The sequence below is a fragment of the Paenibacillus mangrovi genome (assembly GCF_022898935.1).
Lineage (GTDB): Bacteria > Bacillota > Bacilli > Paenibacillales > Paenibacillaceae > Paenibacillus_AQ > Paenibacillus_AQ mangrovi.
Window position 1 is genome coordinate 283,313 of record NZ_JALIRP010000002.1, and the last position, 13,256, is coordinate 296,568.

The 13,256-nt window shown below is 48.2% G+C and carries 17 protein-coding genes; 5 read left to right on the top strand and 12 right to left on the bottom strand.

Annotated elements, in window-relative coordinates; translation table 11 throughout:
* Positions 1–129: 129 nt before the first annotated feature.
* Both MUG84_RS06035 and aroA read right to left on the bottom strand, forming a co-directional pair.
* A complete protein-coding gene (locus tag MUG84_RS06035) occupies positions 130–570 on the bottom strand; it encodes a CoA-binding protein (protein ID WP_244721822.1) in 441 nt (146 codons plus the stop codon).
* Between the two features lie 43 nt (positions 571–613).
* Entirely contained in the window at positions 614–1,906 is a 1,293-nt protein-coding gene (aroA, locus tag MUG84_RS06040; RefSeq protein ID WP_244721824.1) for a 3-phosphoshikimate 1-carboxyvinyltransferase, read from the bottom strand.
* A gap of 127 nt (positions 1,907–2,033) precedes the next feature.
* Here aroA and MUG84_RS06045 point away from each other — a divergent pair, with 127 nt between their 5' ends.
* Positions 2,034–2,336, top strand: a complete 303-nt coding sequence (locus tag MUG84_RS06045) for a rhodanese-like domain-containing protein (protein WP_244721830.1) — start codon at positions 2,034–2,036, stop codon at positions 2,334–2,336.
* Positions 2,337–2,440: 104 nt separating this feature from the next.
* Here MUG84_RS06045 and MUG84_RS06050 read toward each other — a convergent pair whose 3' ends face one another.
* Positions 2,441–2,956: a shikimate kinase gene (locus MUG84_RS06050; protein ID WP_244721833.1), complete on the bottom strand. Its 516-nt coding sequence runs from the start codon at positions 2,954–2,956 to the stop codon at positions 2,441–2,443.
* A 178-nt stretch (positions 2,957–3,134) separates the two neighbouring features.
* Here MUG84_RS06050 and MUG84_RS06055 point away from each other — a divergent pair, with 178 nt between their 5' ends.
* Positions 3,135–3,443 (top strand): hypothetical protein, encoded by a 309-nt coding sequence (locus MUG84_RS06055; protein WP_244721836.1) that lies wholly within the window; start codon positions 3,135–3,137, stop codon positions 3,441–3,443.
* A gap of 19 nt (positions 3,444–3,462) precedes the next feature.
* Here MUG84_RS06055 and gndA read toward each other — a convergent pair whose 3' ends face one another.
* Together gndA and MUG84_RS06065 are read right to left on the bottom strand one after the other, a co-directional pair.
* Complete coding sequence (gene gndA, locus MUG84_RS06060; RefSeq protein ID WP_244721840.1) at positions 3,463–4,875, bottom strand: NADP-dependent phosphogluconate dehydrogenase; 1,413 nt, start codon at positions 4,873–4,875, stop codon at positions 3,463–3,465.
* Positions 4,876–5,048: 173 nt separating this feature from the next.
* A complete protein-coding gene (locus MUG84_RS06065; RefSeq protein WP_244721843.1) occupies positions 5,049–5,645 on the bottom strand; it encodes a hypothetical protein in 597 nt (198 codons plus the stop codon).
* 337 nt (positions 5,646–5,982) lie between these two features.
* Between MUG84_RS06065 and MUG84_RS06070 the strand changes: the two genes are divergently transcribed.
* A complete protein-coding gene (locus MUG84_RS06070; RefSeq protein ID WP_244721846.1) occupies positions 5,983–6,606 on the top strand; it encodes a DUF1054 domain-containing protein in 624 nt (207 codons plus the stop codon).
* A 91-nt stretch (positions 6,607–6,697) separates the two neighbouring features.
* Here the strand turns inward: MUG84_RS06070 and MUG84_RS06075 are convergent, their stop codons facing one another.
* On the bottom strand, positions 6,698–7,981 hold the full coding sequence (locus MUG84_RS06075) for an MFS transporter (RefSeq protein WP_244721850.1): 1,284 nt from the start codon (positions 7,979–7,981) through the stop codon (positions 6,698–6,700).
* A gap of 178 nt (positions 7,982–8,159) precedes the next feature.
* Here MUG84_RS06075 and MUG84_RS06080 point away from each other — a divergent pair, with 178 nt between their 5' ends.
* Complete coding sequence (locus MUG84_RS06080; RefSeq protein WP_244721855.1) at positions 8,160–9,635, top strand: aminotransferase class I/II-fold pyridoxal phosphate-dependent enzyme; 1,476 nt, start codon at positions 8,160–8,162, stop codon at positions 9,633–9,635.
* 83 nt (positions 9,636–9,718) lie between these two features.
* On the opposite strand, the gene MUG84_RS06085 is transcribed toward MUG84_RS06080, so the two are convergent.
* The 3 genes from MUG84_RS06085 to MUG84_RS06095 all read right to left on the bottom strand — a co-directional run bounded on the left by MUG84_RS06085 (position 9,719) and on the right by MUG84_RS06095 (position 11,029).
* Positions 9,719–10,027 (bottom strand): DUF1292 domain-containing protein, encoded by a 309-nt coding sequence (locus tag MUG84_RS06085; RefSeq protein ID WP_244721858.1) that lies wholly within the window; start codon positions 10,025–10,027, stop codon positions 9,719–9,721.
* 93 nt (positions 10,028–10,120) lie between these two features.
* Complete coding sequence (locus tag MUG84_RS06090; protein ID WP_244723315.1) at positions 10,121–10,630, bottom strand: copper amine oxidase N-terminal domain-containing protein; 510 nt, start codon at positions 10,628–10,630, stop codon at positions 10,121–10,123.
* Positions 10,631–10,837: 207 nt separating this feature from the next.
* Positions 10,838–11,029 carry a hypothetical protein gene (locus tag MUG84_RS06095; RefSeq protein WP_244721860.1) on the bottom strand — a complete coding sequence of 64 codons (192 nt, stop codon included), beginning with the start codon at positions 11,027–11,029 and terminating at the stop codon, positions 10,838–10,840.
* Positions 11,030–11,137: 108 nt separating this feature from the next.
* Here MUG84_RS06095 and MUG84_RS06100 point away from each other — a divergent pair, with 108 nt between their 5' ends.
* Positions 11,138–11,875 (top strand): MBL fold metallo-hydrolase, encoded by a 738-nt coding sequence (locus MUG84_RS06100; protein WP_244721862.1) that lies wholly within the window; start codon positions 11,138–11,140, stop codon positions 11,873–11,875.
* A gap of 68 nt (positions 11,876–11,943) precedes the next feature.
* On the opposite strand, the gene MUG84_RS06105 is transcribed toward MUG84_RS06100, so the two are convergent.
* From MUG84_RS06105 to MUG84_RS06115, 3 genes are all read right to left on the bottom strand, one after another.
* Positions 11,944–12,183, bottom strand: coding sequence for a DUF3892 domain-containing protein (locus MUG84_RS06105; protein ID WP_244721863.1), 240 nt, complete (start codon positions 12,181–12,183; stop codon positions 11,944–11,946).
* Positions 12,184–12,265: 82 nt separating this feature from the next.
* Positions 12,266–12,712, bottom strand: a complete 447-nt coding sequence (locus tag MUG84_RS06110; RefSeq protein ID WP_244721870.1) for a GNAT family N-acetyltransferase — start codon at positions 12,710–12,712, stop codon at positions 12,266–12,268.
* 317 nt (positions 12,713–13,029) lie between these two features.
* A complete protein-coding gene (locus MUG84_RS06115; RefSeq protein ID WP_244721872.1) occupies positions 13,030–13,203 on the bottom strand; it encodes a hypothetical protein in 174 nt (57 codons plus the stop codon).
* Positions 13,204–13,256 lie beyond the last annotated feature (53 nt).

Sequence of the window (13,256 nt, forward strand, 5' to 3'; positions counted from 1 at the left end):
ATATGGTACGCTTTCATCAAGATTTTGTCAAAAAGAAAAAACACCCCTTTCCAATTAAAAAAGCACCCTCGATCTATACTGTTGACCGTGGGTGCTCCGTTATATGCAGCTAACTTGCTGTTCTCCTGCTTACTGTTTTCCTGATCTGTCTGGCTGTGTGACGGCTTCTTCGACTTTAATGCAGCGATCCATAATCGCTTTCATGCCGTTCTGCTCCGCAATGGAAGCCGCTTCGTCATTCACAATTCCAAGCTGCAGCCAAAGCACGTTGGCTTTAATGTCAGCAGCTTCCCGTGCGACGTCCGCGCAGTATTCGCTGCGGCGGAATACGTTCACGATGTCTACCGGTTCAGGAATATCTTTCAGAGAAGCGTAGCATGTCTCATCTAGAATTTGTTTTCCTGCTGCAGCCGGATTCACGGGTATGATCCGGTAGCCGCGGTTTTGCATCGCTTGGGCAACCATATATGAAGTCCGGTCCGTTTTATCGGACAAGCCCACAACGGCAATATTACCGGCGCCCTCCAGAATTTTTTTGATCTCATCACGAGTCGGATTTTCAAAAGCCATGCTTTATCACGCCTTTCCAAGTAGCGTACAACTACTTACACTGTTATTTTACCCATTCTACCTGAGCGCCAAGCGCCTTCATATGATCAAAGAACTGTGGATACGATTTGGCTACATGGTGTGCGTCTTTGATTTTCAGAGGCTGCTTGGCCCGAAGACCCACAACCGTGAGTGCCATAATCACGCGGTGGTCATAATGAGCATTAATTTCCACGCCGCCTTCCACACCTTCCGGACGGCCATGCACGATGATCTCAGCCTGCCGCTCCTCTACATTGGCACCCGCTTTGCGAAGCTCTGCCAAATAGTCAGTAATGCGGTCACATTCCTTGTAACGCAGGTTCTCCACATTGTAGAAACGGGAGGTTCCTTCCGCAAACACTGCAGCAGCAACCATCGCCAGCACGGCATCCGTTGCCGCATCACCGTCGAACTGGGTAGCCTTCAGCTTTCCGTTTCCTTTCACATGTACCTCGTCGTTCTCATGCGTCAACGGGACCTCCATCATGCGAAGGACATCCACGACAGCCCGCTCCCCTTGCTTGCTCTCCACAGGCAGACGCTTAATCAGCACGTCAGACTGTGTGACCGCCGCAGCGGCAAGCACAGCGGCAGAGCCCGGATAATCACCTTGCACGGTATAGGATTTAGCCTCATACGACTGGTTGCCTGGAACCCGGAAGCGCATGTAGTCCTCGCTGGCATGGATCACGATGCCCGCCTGCTCAAGCACCTCAAGCGTTTGTCCGACGACAACTTTGGATTTCAGGTCGCCCAGCACCTCGATCTCACTATCCTCTTCGAGCAGCGGTGTCACAAACAGAAGGGCGCTCAAATACTGCGAGCTGACCGAGCCAGATACTTTAATCGATCCGCCCTTTGGTTGTCCGCCTTGAATGCGGATCGGCAGGCGGCCATCATTGTGCTCCACCTGAACCCCCATCTGCTCGAGTGCCGTGATCAGATCATCATGCGGGCGTTTGCCGAGGGAATCGGGATAAGTATTTACGAATGTAACATCAGGACAAAGCGAGGCGACGCCCATCAAAAAACGGAGTACTGCTCCTGCATTGCCGACATTCAGCTCTTTCACATGTTTGGGATGGCGTCCAAACCCGGTAATGACCGCCTTCTCCTCATCTTCCACGAGTACCGCCCCCAAGTCCTGAATACAGCGTCTCATAGCGTCGCTGTCCTCGCTGTGGGCCGGGAAAAATACGGTGCTGGTTCCTTCCGCCAGAGCTGCAACCAGCAGGTAACGCGTTGTATAGTTTTTGGAGGAAAGCGCCCCAATCTCACCTTCTAATTGCGGAGTCGGTTTTACAATCAAATCCATATGCCCCATTGTCTCCTTCACTAATATATTCACGCTCTTACAGGCAAGCAATTGTTTGACAGCCCGTTTAGAGCCTGGTTATGATGGAATAATTACATAATAAAAATCTGAAAAGAGGTTATCTCAAATGACACCCATTTATGAAATAGAACCGTCCGAACTCAGACGGCGCCTTCTGGCCGGCGAATCCCTGCAGATGATCGATGTCCGTGAAGACGATGAAGTCGCTCAAGGTATGATCAGCGGAGCCAAACATATTCCTCTCGGACAAATCCCTGACCGTCTGGATGAAATTCCGAAGGAAGGCGAGGTCATCATGATCTGCCGCAGCGGCGGCCGCAGCATGAGAGCCTGCCAATTCCTGCAGCAGTATGGCATCGAATGCACGAATATGATCGGCGGCATGCTTCAGTGGAACGAAGAAGAATAAGCTGTATGTATCGGCAGGCCTTTTTCAAGGGCTTGCCGATTTTTTTGGATGCAGGGCCGCCTACCCGTGCAATTAGGCTTTCCTTTAATATTACCATAAAAAGCTTAGACGCGGTAATGCGTTAAAATTTGCTGCGCGACTTCATCCGCACCCAAGCGGCTCGTATCCACCGTGCAATGGGCGAATTGATAGGCTTGTTTCCGCTCCTCAAGTATCGTACGGATCCGTTCCTCGGCGTTTCCTGCGAGCAACGGTCGGTTGCTGTCGCCTTTCACCCGGTCGATGATCATCTCCGCCTCTGCGGTTAGTGCAACAACAAATCCTCCATCAACCATCAGTTCACAATTGATAGGCTTTAGTACCGCTCCTCCGCCTGTAGCTACAATCTGACGATTGCCGGATGACAACACCTTGCAGAGCATATCTGTTTCTACCTTACGGAAGAAAGCTTCCCCATGCAGCTCAAATATCTCCGGAATTGTCATCCCCGCCTCGGACACAACGGCTGCATCCAGATCTACAAGCGTATAGCCGAGATGTTCCGCCAATATCCCGCCAACCGTCGATTTTCCGGTCCCCATCATACCGATTAATATGATATTTTGTTTCGTCTGGCTCAATGCTACACCCCTCTTGTTTCCATGCATTCCTCAAGCTTTTTCATATCATAACACAGCCCAAAAACTTTCGACAATCTCGCAAATGCCTCTCTTCTAAAGAAAAGAATTCTATTTTCTGCAAGTCTATCATATACATCATAGAAAATCAGGAGTACGTGAGGAGTGGAAAGTATCCGCCATGCCAGAATCCCGTTCCTATTCACCCGAAACCACTGCAAGGATCAATGAGATTGCAAATCCAAGGCATATACTTTGTAGGGAAGACATGCTTTGGGTATTGCATTATGTACAACAAAAAGTGGCTCAGGGAGAACCAGCGCTGCTGGAACTCACTAAGCCACGGTTATTACAGAATTTTCAGTACTTTGGCGAGGCGGCGCTGCTACTGCTCAGCCGCGCCACGACTGGTCATGCTCAAGATGAGCGGATCCGCACATGCTTGCAAGAAGCCATGCATGGCCTTATCCCGCCGGTTACCCGAGAATAACGAGAGCAGCTTCTGCCTGTTATTCCTGAATCCAGTTGTGGTGGAAGACGCCTTCCTTGTCCACGCGTTTGAAAGTATGGGCACCGAAGTAGTCTCGCTGCGCCTGGAGCAGGTTCGCAGGCAGTCTTTCTGTGCGATAGCTGTCGAAATAAGCAAGTGCACTGGAGAAGCCCGGTACCGGAATGCCGCGGCTGACAGCTGCGGATATGATAGAACGCCATGCGCCTTGGTAATTTTCAATAATATCTTTGAAGAAAGGATCAAGCAGCAGGTTTTTAAGGCCTGGGTCCTTCTCGTAAGCATCGGTAATGTTTTGCAGGAAGCGGGAGCGGATAATGCAGCCGCCGCGCCAGATTTTAGCAAGCTCACCGTATTTCAGATCCCAGCCGTACTCGTCGGATGCCACACGCAGCTGAGCGAAGCCTTGAGCGTAGGATACGATTTTGCTCGCAAACAATGCTTTGCGGACATTTTCGATGAATTCGGCTTTGTCGCCTTGGAATGCTTCCGCATTCGGACCACTCAGAATTTTGCTTGCTTCTACACGATCTTCCTTCATAGCGGACAGGAAGCGGGAGAATACCGATTCGGTAATCATGGACAAAGGCACTCCGAGATCCAGTGAGCTCTGGCTTGTCCATTTTCCTGTTCCTTTCTGTCCGGCTGCGTCTAAAATAACGTCAACCATCGGTTTACCTGTGTCTTCATCCTTTTGCGCGAAGATGTCGGCCGTAATTTCGATCAGGTAGCTGTCAAGCTCACCTTTGTTCCAGTCGCTGAAAATTTCATGCAGTTCCTCAGCGCCAAGGTTCAGCACGTCTTTCAGAAGGTGATAGGCTTCGCCGATCAGCTGCATGTCGCCGTATTCGATGCCGTTATGCACCATTTTAACGTAATGGCCGGCACCGTCAGGTCCGATATATGTACAGCATGGTTCACCATTCACTTTGGCGGAAATCGAAGTCAGGATTGGTTCTACCAGCTCATAAGCGCTTTTTGGTCCGCCAGGCATGATGGAAGGTCCTTTAAGAGCTCCTTCTTCACCGCCGGAAACCCCTGCACCGATAAAGCGGAAGCCTTTTTCCTCCAGCATTTTGCTGCGGCGCTGCGTATCTGGGAAGTATGCGTTGCCTCCGTCGATAATGATATCACCTTGATCCAGATGCGGAATCAATTGCTCAATGGTTGCGTCGGTTGCTTTACCGGCTTGTACCATGATCAAAATTCTGCGCGGCTTTTCAAGGGACTCGACAAATTCCTCAATGGAGAAAGTACCTGTCAGCTTTTTGCCTTTCGCTTCTTCGAGAAGAGCTTCTGTTTTCTCCGGGGAACGGTTGAACACGGAAACAGTAAAGCCTCTGCTTTCGATATTGAGAGCCAGGTTTTTGCCCATAACGGCAAGGCCAATGACACCGATTTGTTGCTTCGACATATGGTTCTCCATCCTTTACCTCTATATTTGTGTTTGAAAATTAGAATACAACTATTTTAGCGTGTTTACGTGTGAAAGTGAACCCCTCAGTCTTCAAATGATATCGTGACAAAACACCCCGCCGCGGCTGAGGTGCTTACATCACTGCTGTATATTGTAATACGAATAGGTCTTTACCATTCAAGCATGAGCAGCTGCTTCGAAAGATCAGAGAGTTTCTTCCGGCAAAGCTCCGCCTTTTCGGCATCCCCGTTTTGAAGCGCATCGTACAGACATTCCAGTTCGTCATCGACCTCAAGCCGCAGGAGCTGCAGGCGAATTTCACCCTCATTAGAAAAATACAGCTTGGAAATTTCCTGCTCCGTCATGAACGGCCCCTTTTGATACAGCACCCGCTGCTGATATCCGGATATTTCAACCAAACGGATAACTTCGCCGAATAAAATGCTCTCCACCAGGATCTGACGGTCCTTAAATCGCTTTACAACCGCATGTCCACGGGTATCCTCGATCAGCTTCTCCATCCATTCCCCTAGCTTAGCATCACGGATCATATAATCCCCAACCATCTTATAACCGTTTTTGGTCCGATTAAACCGCAGCTTGACAAGTTTACGCCCCGTTCTGACGGAAACGATGAATATTGATTCGTTCTCGCTCCAGTACAGGGAATACCCCTCTTGAATCAAATCCTTAATCAGGTCCTGAATATGCCGCCGATTAAACCGAAGCTCCAAATTGCAGTATTCCACTTCATAGCTCTTGTTCACGGCACTCCCTCCTTCAGTATTGGACCGCTCTTTCCGAATAAACCTGGTATAGAGGATTTTTTGCAACAATCCATAGAGAGTGAGTCCCACGAAGCAATATATAGGTAAAAACCTGTTCGTTCGTCTATATACACCTCGGAGCGGCTAAATTCGGATTTTCCGCTAAAATCCTGATTGAATTGATTAAGTGCTTTGTTCTATTTTATACTTTATCTTATGTAACGGTAACTTGGTTTATTGACTATTTTTACCTCTTCTACACCTTGGCCAAACAGGCACCCGGGGTATGCTATAATAGGACAAACTTTGCACCGTATTTGACAGAGGAGGCCGCTGCATGCCGTTTGAAGGATTTAAGCCGCAGGATTTTGACGTATTCACCGTACCCGGGCTGGAGCCCCGAATGGAGGCTTTGATTGAGAACGTAAGACCCAAGCTGGAAACGCTGGGAGGAGAGATCGCTCCATTTCTTTCCGCACTTTGCGGCGAAGAAATGTTTCCCCATGTCGCGAAGCATGCCCGCCGCACCATTAATCCGCCCAATGACACCTGGGTTGCCTGGGCAGCGAACAAAAGGGGCTATAAAGCACTGCCGCATTTCCAGGTCGGAATGTTCGAATCCCACCTGTTTATTATTTTTGCCGTGATCTATGAGAGTTCGAACAAGGCGATCTTCGCCAAGCATCTGGAGAAAAACCTCAGCAAGGTGAAAAAGAGCCTTCCGGAGGATTTCTACTGGTCCATGGACCATATGGATCCCGGCTTTACGCCGCATTCTAAAATGAGTTCCAAAGATTTTACCCAAATGGCCGTAAAACTCGACAAAGTCAAAAAATCCGAGGTTCTATGCGGACTACGCATTCCTAGAGGAGAAGCCGTTCTGGAAAACGGACCGGAGCTCTTATCCGTCATCCAGTCTACATTTGAAAAACTGCTTCCGTTGTACAAAATGGCATTTTAAATTTAAATACGAAAAAAGCTGTACCCGCCGGGTTCATTCCCGGATTCGGGCACAGCTTTTGCATTTTAACCATACATGCAGCTTTTGTTTCTCAAACCGCAGGCTTCATTCTGCGCGAGAGTACAAAGTGGATGACGAACAGCAGGGCCATAACGATCGCGCTGGCAATAAACGGAGTTGAGTGCCCGGCGTGATCCCAGAGCTGGCCTGATACGATGGGTCCAACAACCATGCCGGAGCCCTGCAGCGTTAGAAAAAATCCCCAGACCGCACCGCGTTCACCCTCTGGAACCAAATGCGCCACAAAGGTGTTCCAGGCTGGCAGGATCATCGCGTAGCTGATACCGGTAATACATACAAAGACAAATACCATGCCCAAGGAGTGGACAAACGAAAAGACGCTGAGCGAGAATGCAGCCAGCACAAATCCGAAATTCAAAAAAGGCGTAGTGCCGAAACGATCGACCAGCTTCCCGCATGGTATGAGCGCCAGCGCCGTAATTCCTCCACCAGCAACAAGCAACAGACTGAACATATTGGGCGAAAGATGAAGCTCATTTTGCACGTAAAGAGTAATGACCGGGCTGAGAAGTCCAATGACAAAGGACTGCAGAAACAGCGCCGGATAGACCATCCAGCTTACCTTCAGCGTATGCCTAACCTCATGCAGCGTTTTCTTCACGTTTTCCCATAATTGAACAAGCTTGTGTTTCATCACAGCAAAAAAGCCCTTGCCGGCCTCCGCTGCGGATACAGCCGCTGATTGAAGCGGAATTTTGACTTTGGAAGGAAGCATCATCGCCACCATCACCAGAATCACTCCAACCCCGATTAAAACGAGAAACGCCGTGTGATAATTATTACTCGTCCACTCCAATAAAAAATTCATAACGATAGGTCCCGTTCCCGTACCAGCGAGCAAAGCTATCTCAAGCGTTCCCATCGCCTGCCCGTTGCTGTTATTCGGTCCCGAGATTTCCGTCGTTCCCGACATCGCGGTCGGCCATAGCGGGGAAGTGCCCAGGCCGAGGATGAAACATGCAACCGTCAGCCAAAAGGCGCCGGAGGAAAACGCAATAATGCACACAGCAATGACCGTCATGAGCAAGGCCCCGGCCATCGTTTTGCGGTAACCCAGTCTCTCTCCGATCCAGCCGAAGGGACTTCGGAAGAGATTGTCACCTATGTACTGCAGGGAAAATGCGATACCGATCGTGTGTGCCGACAGCCCGAGCGAATTCTTCATATATACGGGCAGCACCGCCACGAGCAGCGCTCCTTTCATGAACTCAACAAGAAAAATGATAACGAGCAGTCCGATAAAAAACGGAGATTTAAACCATTTTATGGCAGCTGCTCCTTCTGCTTGCGGCATCTCTTTTCACATCCTCTACTCGTAATGGCAAGCCCTTTATGTAATGATGCCTATTTATATTGTGCCCCATTATCCTTCCATATTTTCACCCTTAACGAAATGCACGCTTGCAATCGCCCCCCATTTTGCTATACTCATCCTTGTAATTTTAACAGAGGAAAGGTTGTGACAGCATAAAATGGACCACCGCCGTACGCCGCTTTTTACTGCTCTGAAGGAACATGCGGCCAGCAATCCCGTACAATTTCACATTCCCGGACACAAAAAGGGCATGGGAACCGACACCGAATTCAGAGAGTTTATAGGTGATAACGCCCTATCCATAGATTTGATCAATATTGCGCCGCTGGATGACCTCCATCAACCGACAGGCGTCATTGAAGAGGCGCAGAAGCTTGCAGCCGACGCCTTCGGTGCTGACTATACTTATTTCAGCGTACAGGGGACAAGTGGTGCCATTATGACCATGATCCTCTCCATGTGCTCGCCTGGTGACAAAATCATTGTACCGCGCAACGTGCACAAGTCGGTCATGTCCGCCATTATTTTCTCCGGTGCGAAGCCGGTATTCGTATCTCCGGCACGCGATGAGAACCTGGGTATCGATCACGGCATCACCACCAAATCCGTACAGCGTGCTCTGGACCGCCATCCGGATGCCAAGGCAGTACTGGTGATCAACCCAACCTATTTTGGCGTATGCGCCGACCTGAAGGAAATTGTGGATCTTGCCCACAGCCGGCATGTTCCTGTCCTCGTCGACGAGGCCCATGGTGTGCTTATTCATTTCCATCAGGATCTTCCGATGTCTGCAATGGAAGCCGGTGCCGATATGGCAGCGACCAGCGTACACAAGCTCGGAGGCTCCATGACGCAGAGCTCGGTACTCAATCTCAATACGAAAAACGGTTTTGTGAACCCGCAGCGCGTTCAGACGATCATCAGTATGCTGACAACAACTTCCACCTCGTATATCCTGCTCGCGTCACTTGATTCATCAAGACGCAATCTGGCGATCAACGGCCATGAAATGGCTCAAAGAACAATTGATTTGGCTCAAAACGCCCGCCGCATCATCAATCAAATCGAAGGGCTCTACTGCTTCGGGGATGAGATTCTCGGAGGTGAAGCCACATTTGATTACGATCCGACTAAGCTGACCATTCATGTCCGTCATCTGGGCATTACCGGATATGAAACGGAAAACTGGCTGCGTGAGCATTATAATCTCGAAGTGGAACTCAGCGATATGTACAATATTCTTTGCCTGGTAACGCCGGGCGACAATGAGGAAACAGTGTCCACCCTGCTGACGGCTCTTCGGGAGCTTGCCGCGACGTATTATAATGTCAACACTGCTAATGAGCTAATCGTCAAAATTCCGGAAATCCCTCAGCTGTCCCTCATTCCGAGAGACGCTTTTTACGGGGATACCGAAGTCATTCCTTTCAAGGAATCGGCGGGACGGATCATTGCCGAGTTCATTTACGTCTATCCTCCCGGTATTCCGATCCTGCTACCAGGCGAAGTCATCTCCCAGGACAATATCGATTACATTGTAGATCACGTAGACGTAGGGCTGCCAGTGAAAGGCCCAGAAGACCGTTACATCAACAACGTCAAGGTGATCGTGGAAACCAATCCGATATTCTAATCTGAGCCGCTTTTGCGTTCCAGAATACACTAAATAAACCCGGCGCCGCCTCATGCGGTACCGGGTTTATTGTTAGGAAAATCTTAGTCTTCAGAATCCAGTTGAGCGACGAGCTCATTGTAAGCCGCTTCAACTTCGTTCCATTCTTGTTCGTCCTCAATATTGTAAAGCATCATTTCGTCGCCCTCTTCTTCGATGCGTAAAATAATGCCGTCTGATTCTGGGTTCTCACGCTCCAGCAGCACTGCGTATAGATTCTCGCCTACATCAAATGTTTCGACGAGAACCATCTCCACCTCGTTGCCATTCTCGTCAGTCATTGCCAGAACAAATTCCTCATGCTCATGATCATGATTGCAATTTTCGTCATGCACGTGGTTGTGATCGCTCATTACAAAAAACCTCACTTTAGGTTATTTAGTCATACCTTCGTATCGTATCATGTACCAGAGTCCTGGTCAATTTATCCTGCTGCCCGTTAAAGACTAATTCAGAGCCGTAATCACTTTTTCCGATACCAATGTATAGTCATCATTTTTCGAAGCCTTGATATAGAACCCTACTTTATATTTACCAGACGTTTTGAAATCATACGTAAAATCATACGTACGGAACCAGAAATTATCCTTTTGATTGCTGCCCAGGTCCTGAGATTGAATATCTTTCACATGACCTGTCGGATCCGTAATTGCGACTTTCACGGAGGATACAGGCTCGGAAAGGCTGTCCACCTGACAGAATACGTTGAATTTCAACTTGCCCTTATTCACATTGCCAAATACGGTATCGCCTTTAAACAGGAAAATATGTACGTTAGGCTTGATATAATTCACCTTGTTGGCGTCACCGTCCCAATTCACTAAACCGTCAAATTCTCTGATCGGAACATAAGTTTTACCATCGATTACGTAGCCGCCGTCCTGAACTTCATGACCGTTGATCCAAACTCTGATTTTCTGGGAAACCGAATCCGCGAACATGACGGTACCGCCCATCAGAGAGAAAGCAATAACGCATGCCGCAATCTTTTTCCAATTTTTCACCCTATAATTCCCTCCATTTCCTTCATGCTGTTGTAAATATATACGAAAAGTAAGTTAGCAAGTTGCGGTCCTTCTCCACATTCGATTATGATTTTTTATTCTTATTGAAATGTAAAAAGCCCGGCTTCATCCGCACAGGCTCTTTACGTTAAACGTACCCTATTTCACTTTGGTCAAAATACAAGGTACTCCCTTGCCTACGGCTCCCGGTTCCCTCATCCGTGCCGCATAAGCCATCCCACGCGCACATGGCGTTTTACAGACTTCACATACATCTGACGTGACAAGTCTCATCCCTTTGTAGACTTTATCACTTTTGGCTTTCGACGGCTTTTTGCCTTTCTTAACCATACATCAAACCCCATTTCATAAAAGCCTATGCTGCATTGTATGGGGTTTTATGACAATGTGGAACCGTGGTATATAATGATTATGACAATACATCAGGAGGTGCTTCTGTTGAATTTGAAGCTACAGATGATCGGAACCGGCAGTGCCTTTGCCAGGAAGTATTTTAATAACAACGCCCTGCTGCAGGACGGGGATTTCACGCTGCTGATTGACTGCGGAGTAACGGCTCCGCTTGCTCTTCACCAGCTGGATAAATCCTTTGCGGATGTGGACGCGGTGCTCATTACCCATATTCACGCGGATCACGTCGGGGGACTCGAAGAGCTGGCTTTTAAGATGAAGTTCACCTTCCACCGTAAAATCAAGCTCTACATTGCCGAGTCCTTGACTGCCATCCTCTGGGAGCATTCCCTTAAGGGCGGTTTGTATCAGGCTGGCGAGATTACCTCGCTGGAGGATCTGTTTGAGGTATGTCCGCTTACTCCACATCAGCCTTATTCCATATCCGAGCATATCCAGGTCGAGCTGATCCCAACCGAGCATATCCCGGGCAAAAATAGCTACTCCTTGTATTTCAATGATCGATTTTTTTACAGCTCCGACATGATTTTCAATCCTGACCTACTGCAATATCTTGTGAAAGAACGGAGCTGCGGCAAGATTTTTCATGACTGCCAGCTTGAAGGACGAGGCGAGGTTCATACCACGCTGGAGGAGCTGATGACACTACCGGAGGATATCCGCAAGATTACATACTTAATGCATTATGGAGATAACAAAAACGAATTTCTGGGAAAGATCGGTGAAATGGATTTTATCGAGCAGGGTCACATTTACTTGCTTTAGGCAGTGAAAATTAAAAAGCCGGAGAGCAGGCATTACTGCCTGCTCTCCGACTGAAGCTTTAGATCATTCTATTCAAAACGGGGCAGTTGATCCAAATTGTTGGAAGGATCTCCATCCGCATCACCGCGAATGTACATGCCACCATCTCTTCCTTTGAACACATTGACACCGGCAATCGCGCCGGCTTTCACTTCCTGCATCGCTTCATCATAACTGAGTACGCGGCCCGAAGAAGTTTTGAAGGCGGTCAAGTCCCCGTCACCGTTTTTTTGCACAGCGATAAATTGCTCACGGCCTGCAGTTCCCATTGTCATCCGCTCCTTTGTCAGGTGAGATGCCCATTCACTGGGCTTTGATTAGCATCCCCTGACAGGAATAAGTTTATGCGGCTTACAAGGTTTTTTTCATTCGAACATGCGGAATTCCGGCGTCATCAAACGGCTCCTTAGAGATGGTTTCGTAACCCTGCTTGGCATAAAACGGCTCTGCCTGGCACTGCGCATCCAGAATGGAATACGCCAAACCGAGTTCTCTTGCACGTTTTTCCATCGCTAGGAGGAGAATACGTCCGTACCCACTTTTACGGTAATCCTGAAGCACGGCAATCCGCTGCATTTTGGCGGTGTCGTTGCTGTAATAAATCAAACGCCCCGTAGCGACATATTCGCCATTTTCATCCTGTACCAGAATATGATGTGCGTCCTCACTAATGACATCGTACTCATCTATTTCTAGGTCAACAGGAACCTTCTGCTCCTCAACAAATACCTTTTTGCGTATATCCAGTCCATAATGCAGCTGATCTTTCGTCGTTACATTGATGATTTCGGCAGCCATGATCGAAGTCCTCTCTTTCGTCACTCAATATCAAATTACTGTTTTCCTAAGTAAACATACGGTTGAATTATTATACAAAAAAAAGATTTTCATGTATAGTTTAGGCAAAGTAATCTAAGTCTGAGAGGAGTCCATTGTACAAAATGGGTATGGGAGCCACCATTATCATATGTGCGGTCATCGCTGCAGCTTTAATTTATTCTTTTGTTTATGTAACGAAAAAGGGATATTCCCGTAAGTGGGATGAAGAATAAAAAAACAAAAAGAGTCAGCGAAAAGCTGGCTCTTTTACTTTTTGTAAAATGATCATCATATCATTATGGGGGTGAGATTTGTCCCTTAGAATAAGCATCTCCCGGGACCGACTGGCTGTATACATCCTTCATGACCGGGGAACTGAGGTCTTTATCTGCATCGGACTGATTCGAACAGCCTGCAAGCATTACCATCAGACAGCATCCCAAGACTAGAAACCACATTTTTCGGGGCATTCCATGCCACTCCTTTAAATCGGTATACCAGCCATTTTAAACGCTTTTACATG

What these genes read in the sequence shown, in the direction of transcription:
- MUG84_RS06035 (WP_244721822.1), bottom strand. Translation starts at nt 570, where the DNA reads ATGGCTTTTGAAAATCCGACTCGTGATGAGATCAAAAAAATTCTGGAG.
- aroA (WP_244721824.1), bottom strand. Translation starts at nt 1,906, where the DNA reads ATGGATTTGATTGTAAAACCGACTCCGCAATTAGAAGGTGAGATTGGG.
- MUG84_RS06045 (WP_244721830.1), top strand. Translation starts at nt 2,034, where the DNA reads ATGACACCCATTTATGAAATAGAACCGTCCGAACTCAGACGGCGCCTT.
- MUG84_RS06055 (WP_244721836.1), top strand. Translation starts at nt 3,135, where the DNA reads ATGCCAGAATCCCGTTCCTATTCACCCGAAACCACTGCAAGGATCAAT.
- gndA (WP_244721840.1), bottom strand. Translation starts at nt 4,875, where the DNA reads ATGTCGAAGCAACAAATCGGTGTCATTGGCCTTGCCGTTATGGGCAAA.
- MUG84_RS06070 (WP_244721846.1), top strand. Translation starts at nt 5,983, where the DNA reads ATGCCGTTTGAAGGATTTAAGCCGCAGGATTTTGACGTATTCACCGTA.
- MUG84_RS06075 (WP_244721850.1), bottom strand. Translation starts at nt 7,981, where the DNA reads ATGCCGCAAGCAGAAGGAGCAGCTGCCATAAAATGGTTTAAATCTCCG.
- MUG84_RS06080 (WP_244721855.1), top strand. Translation starts at nt 8,160, where the DNA reads ATGGACCACCGCCGTACGCCGCTTTTTACTGCTCTGAAGGAACATGCG.
- MUG84_RS06085 (WP_244721858.1), bottom strand. Translation starts at nt 10,027, where the DNA reads ATGAGCGATCACAACCACGTGCATGACGAAAATTGCAATCATGATCAT.
- MUG84_RS06090 (WP_244723315.1), bottom strand. Translation starts at nt 10,630, where the DNA reads ATGGGCGGTACCGTCATGTTCGCGGATTCGGTTTCCCAGAAAATCAGA.
- MUG84_RS06095 (WP_244721860.1), bottom strand. Translation starts at nt 11,029, where the DNA reads ATGGTTAAGAAAGGCAAAAAGCCGTCGAAAGCCAAAAGTGATAAAGTC.
- MUG84_RS06105 (WP_244721863.1), bottom strand. Translation starts at nt 12,183, where the DNA reads ATGGGAACTGCAGGCCGTGAGCAATTTATCGCTGTGCAAAAAAACGGT.
- MUG84_RS06110 (WP_244721870.1), bottom strand. Translation starts at nt 12,712, where the DNA reads ATGGCTGCCGAAATCATCAATGTAACGACGAAAGATCAGCTGCATTAT.
- MUG84_RS06115 (WP_244721872.1), bottom strand. Translation starts at nt 13,203, where the DNA reads ATGCCCCGAAAAATGTGGTTTCTAGTCTTGGGATGCTGTCTGATGGTA.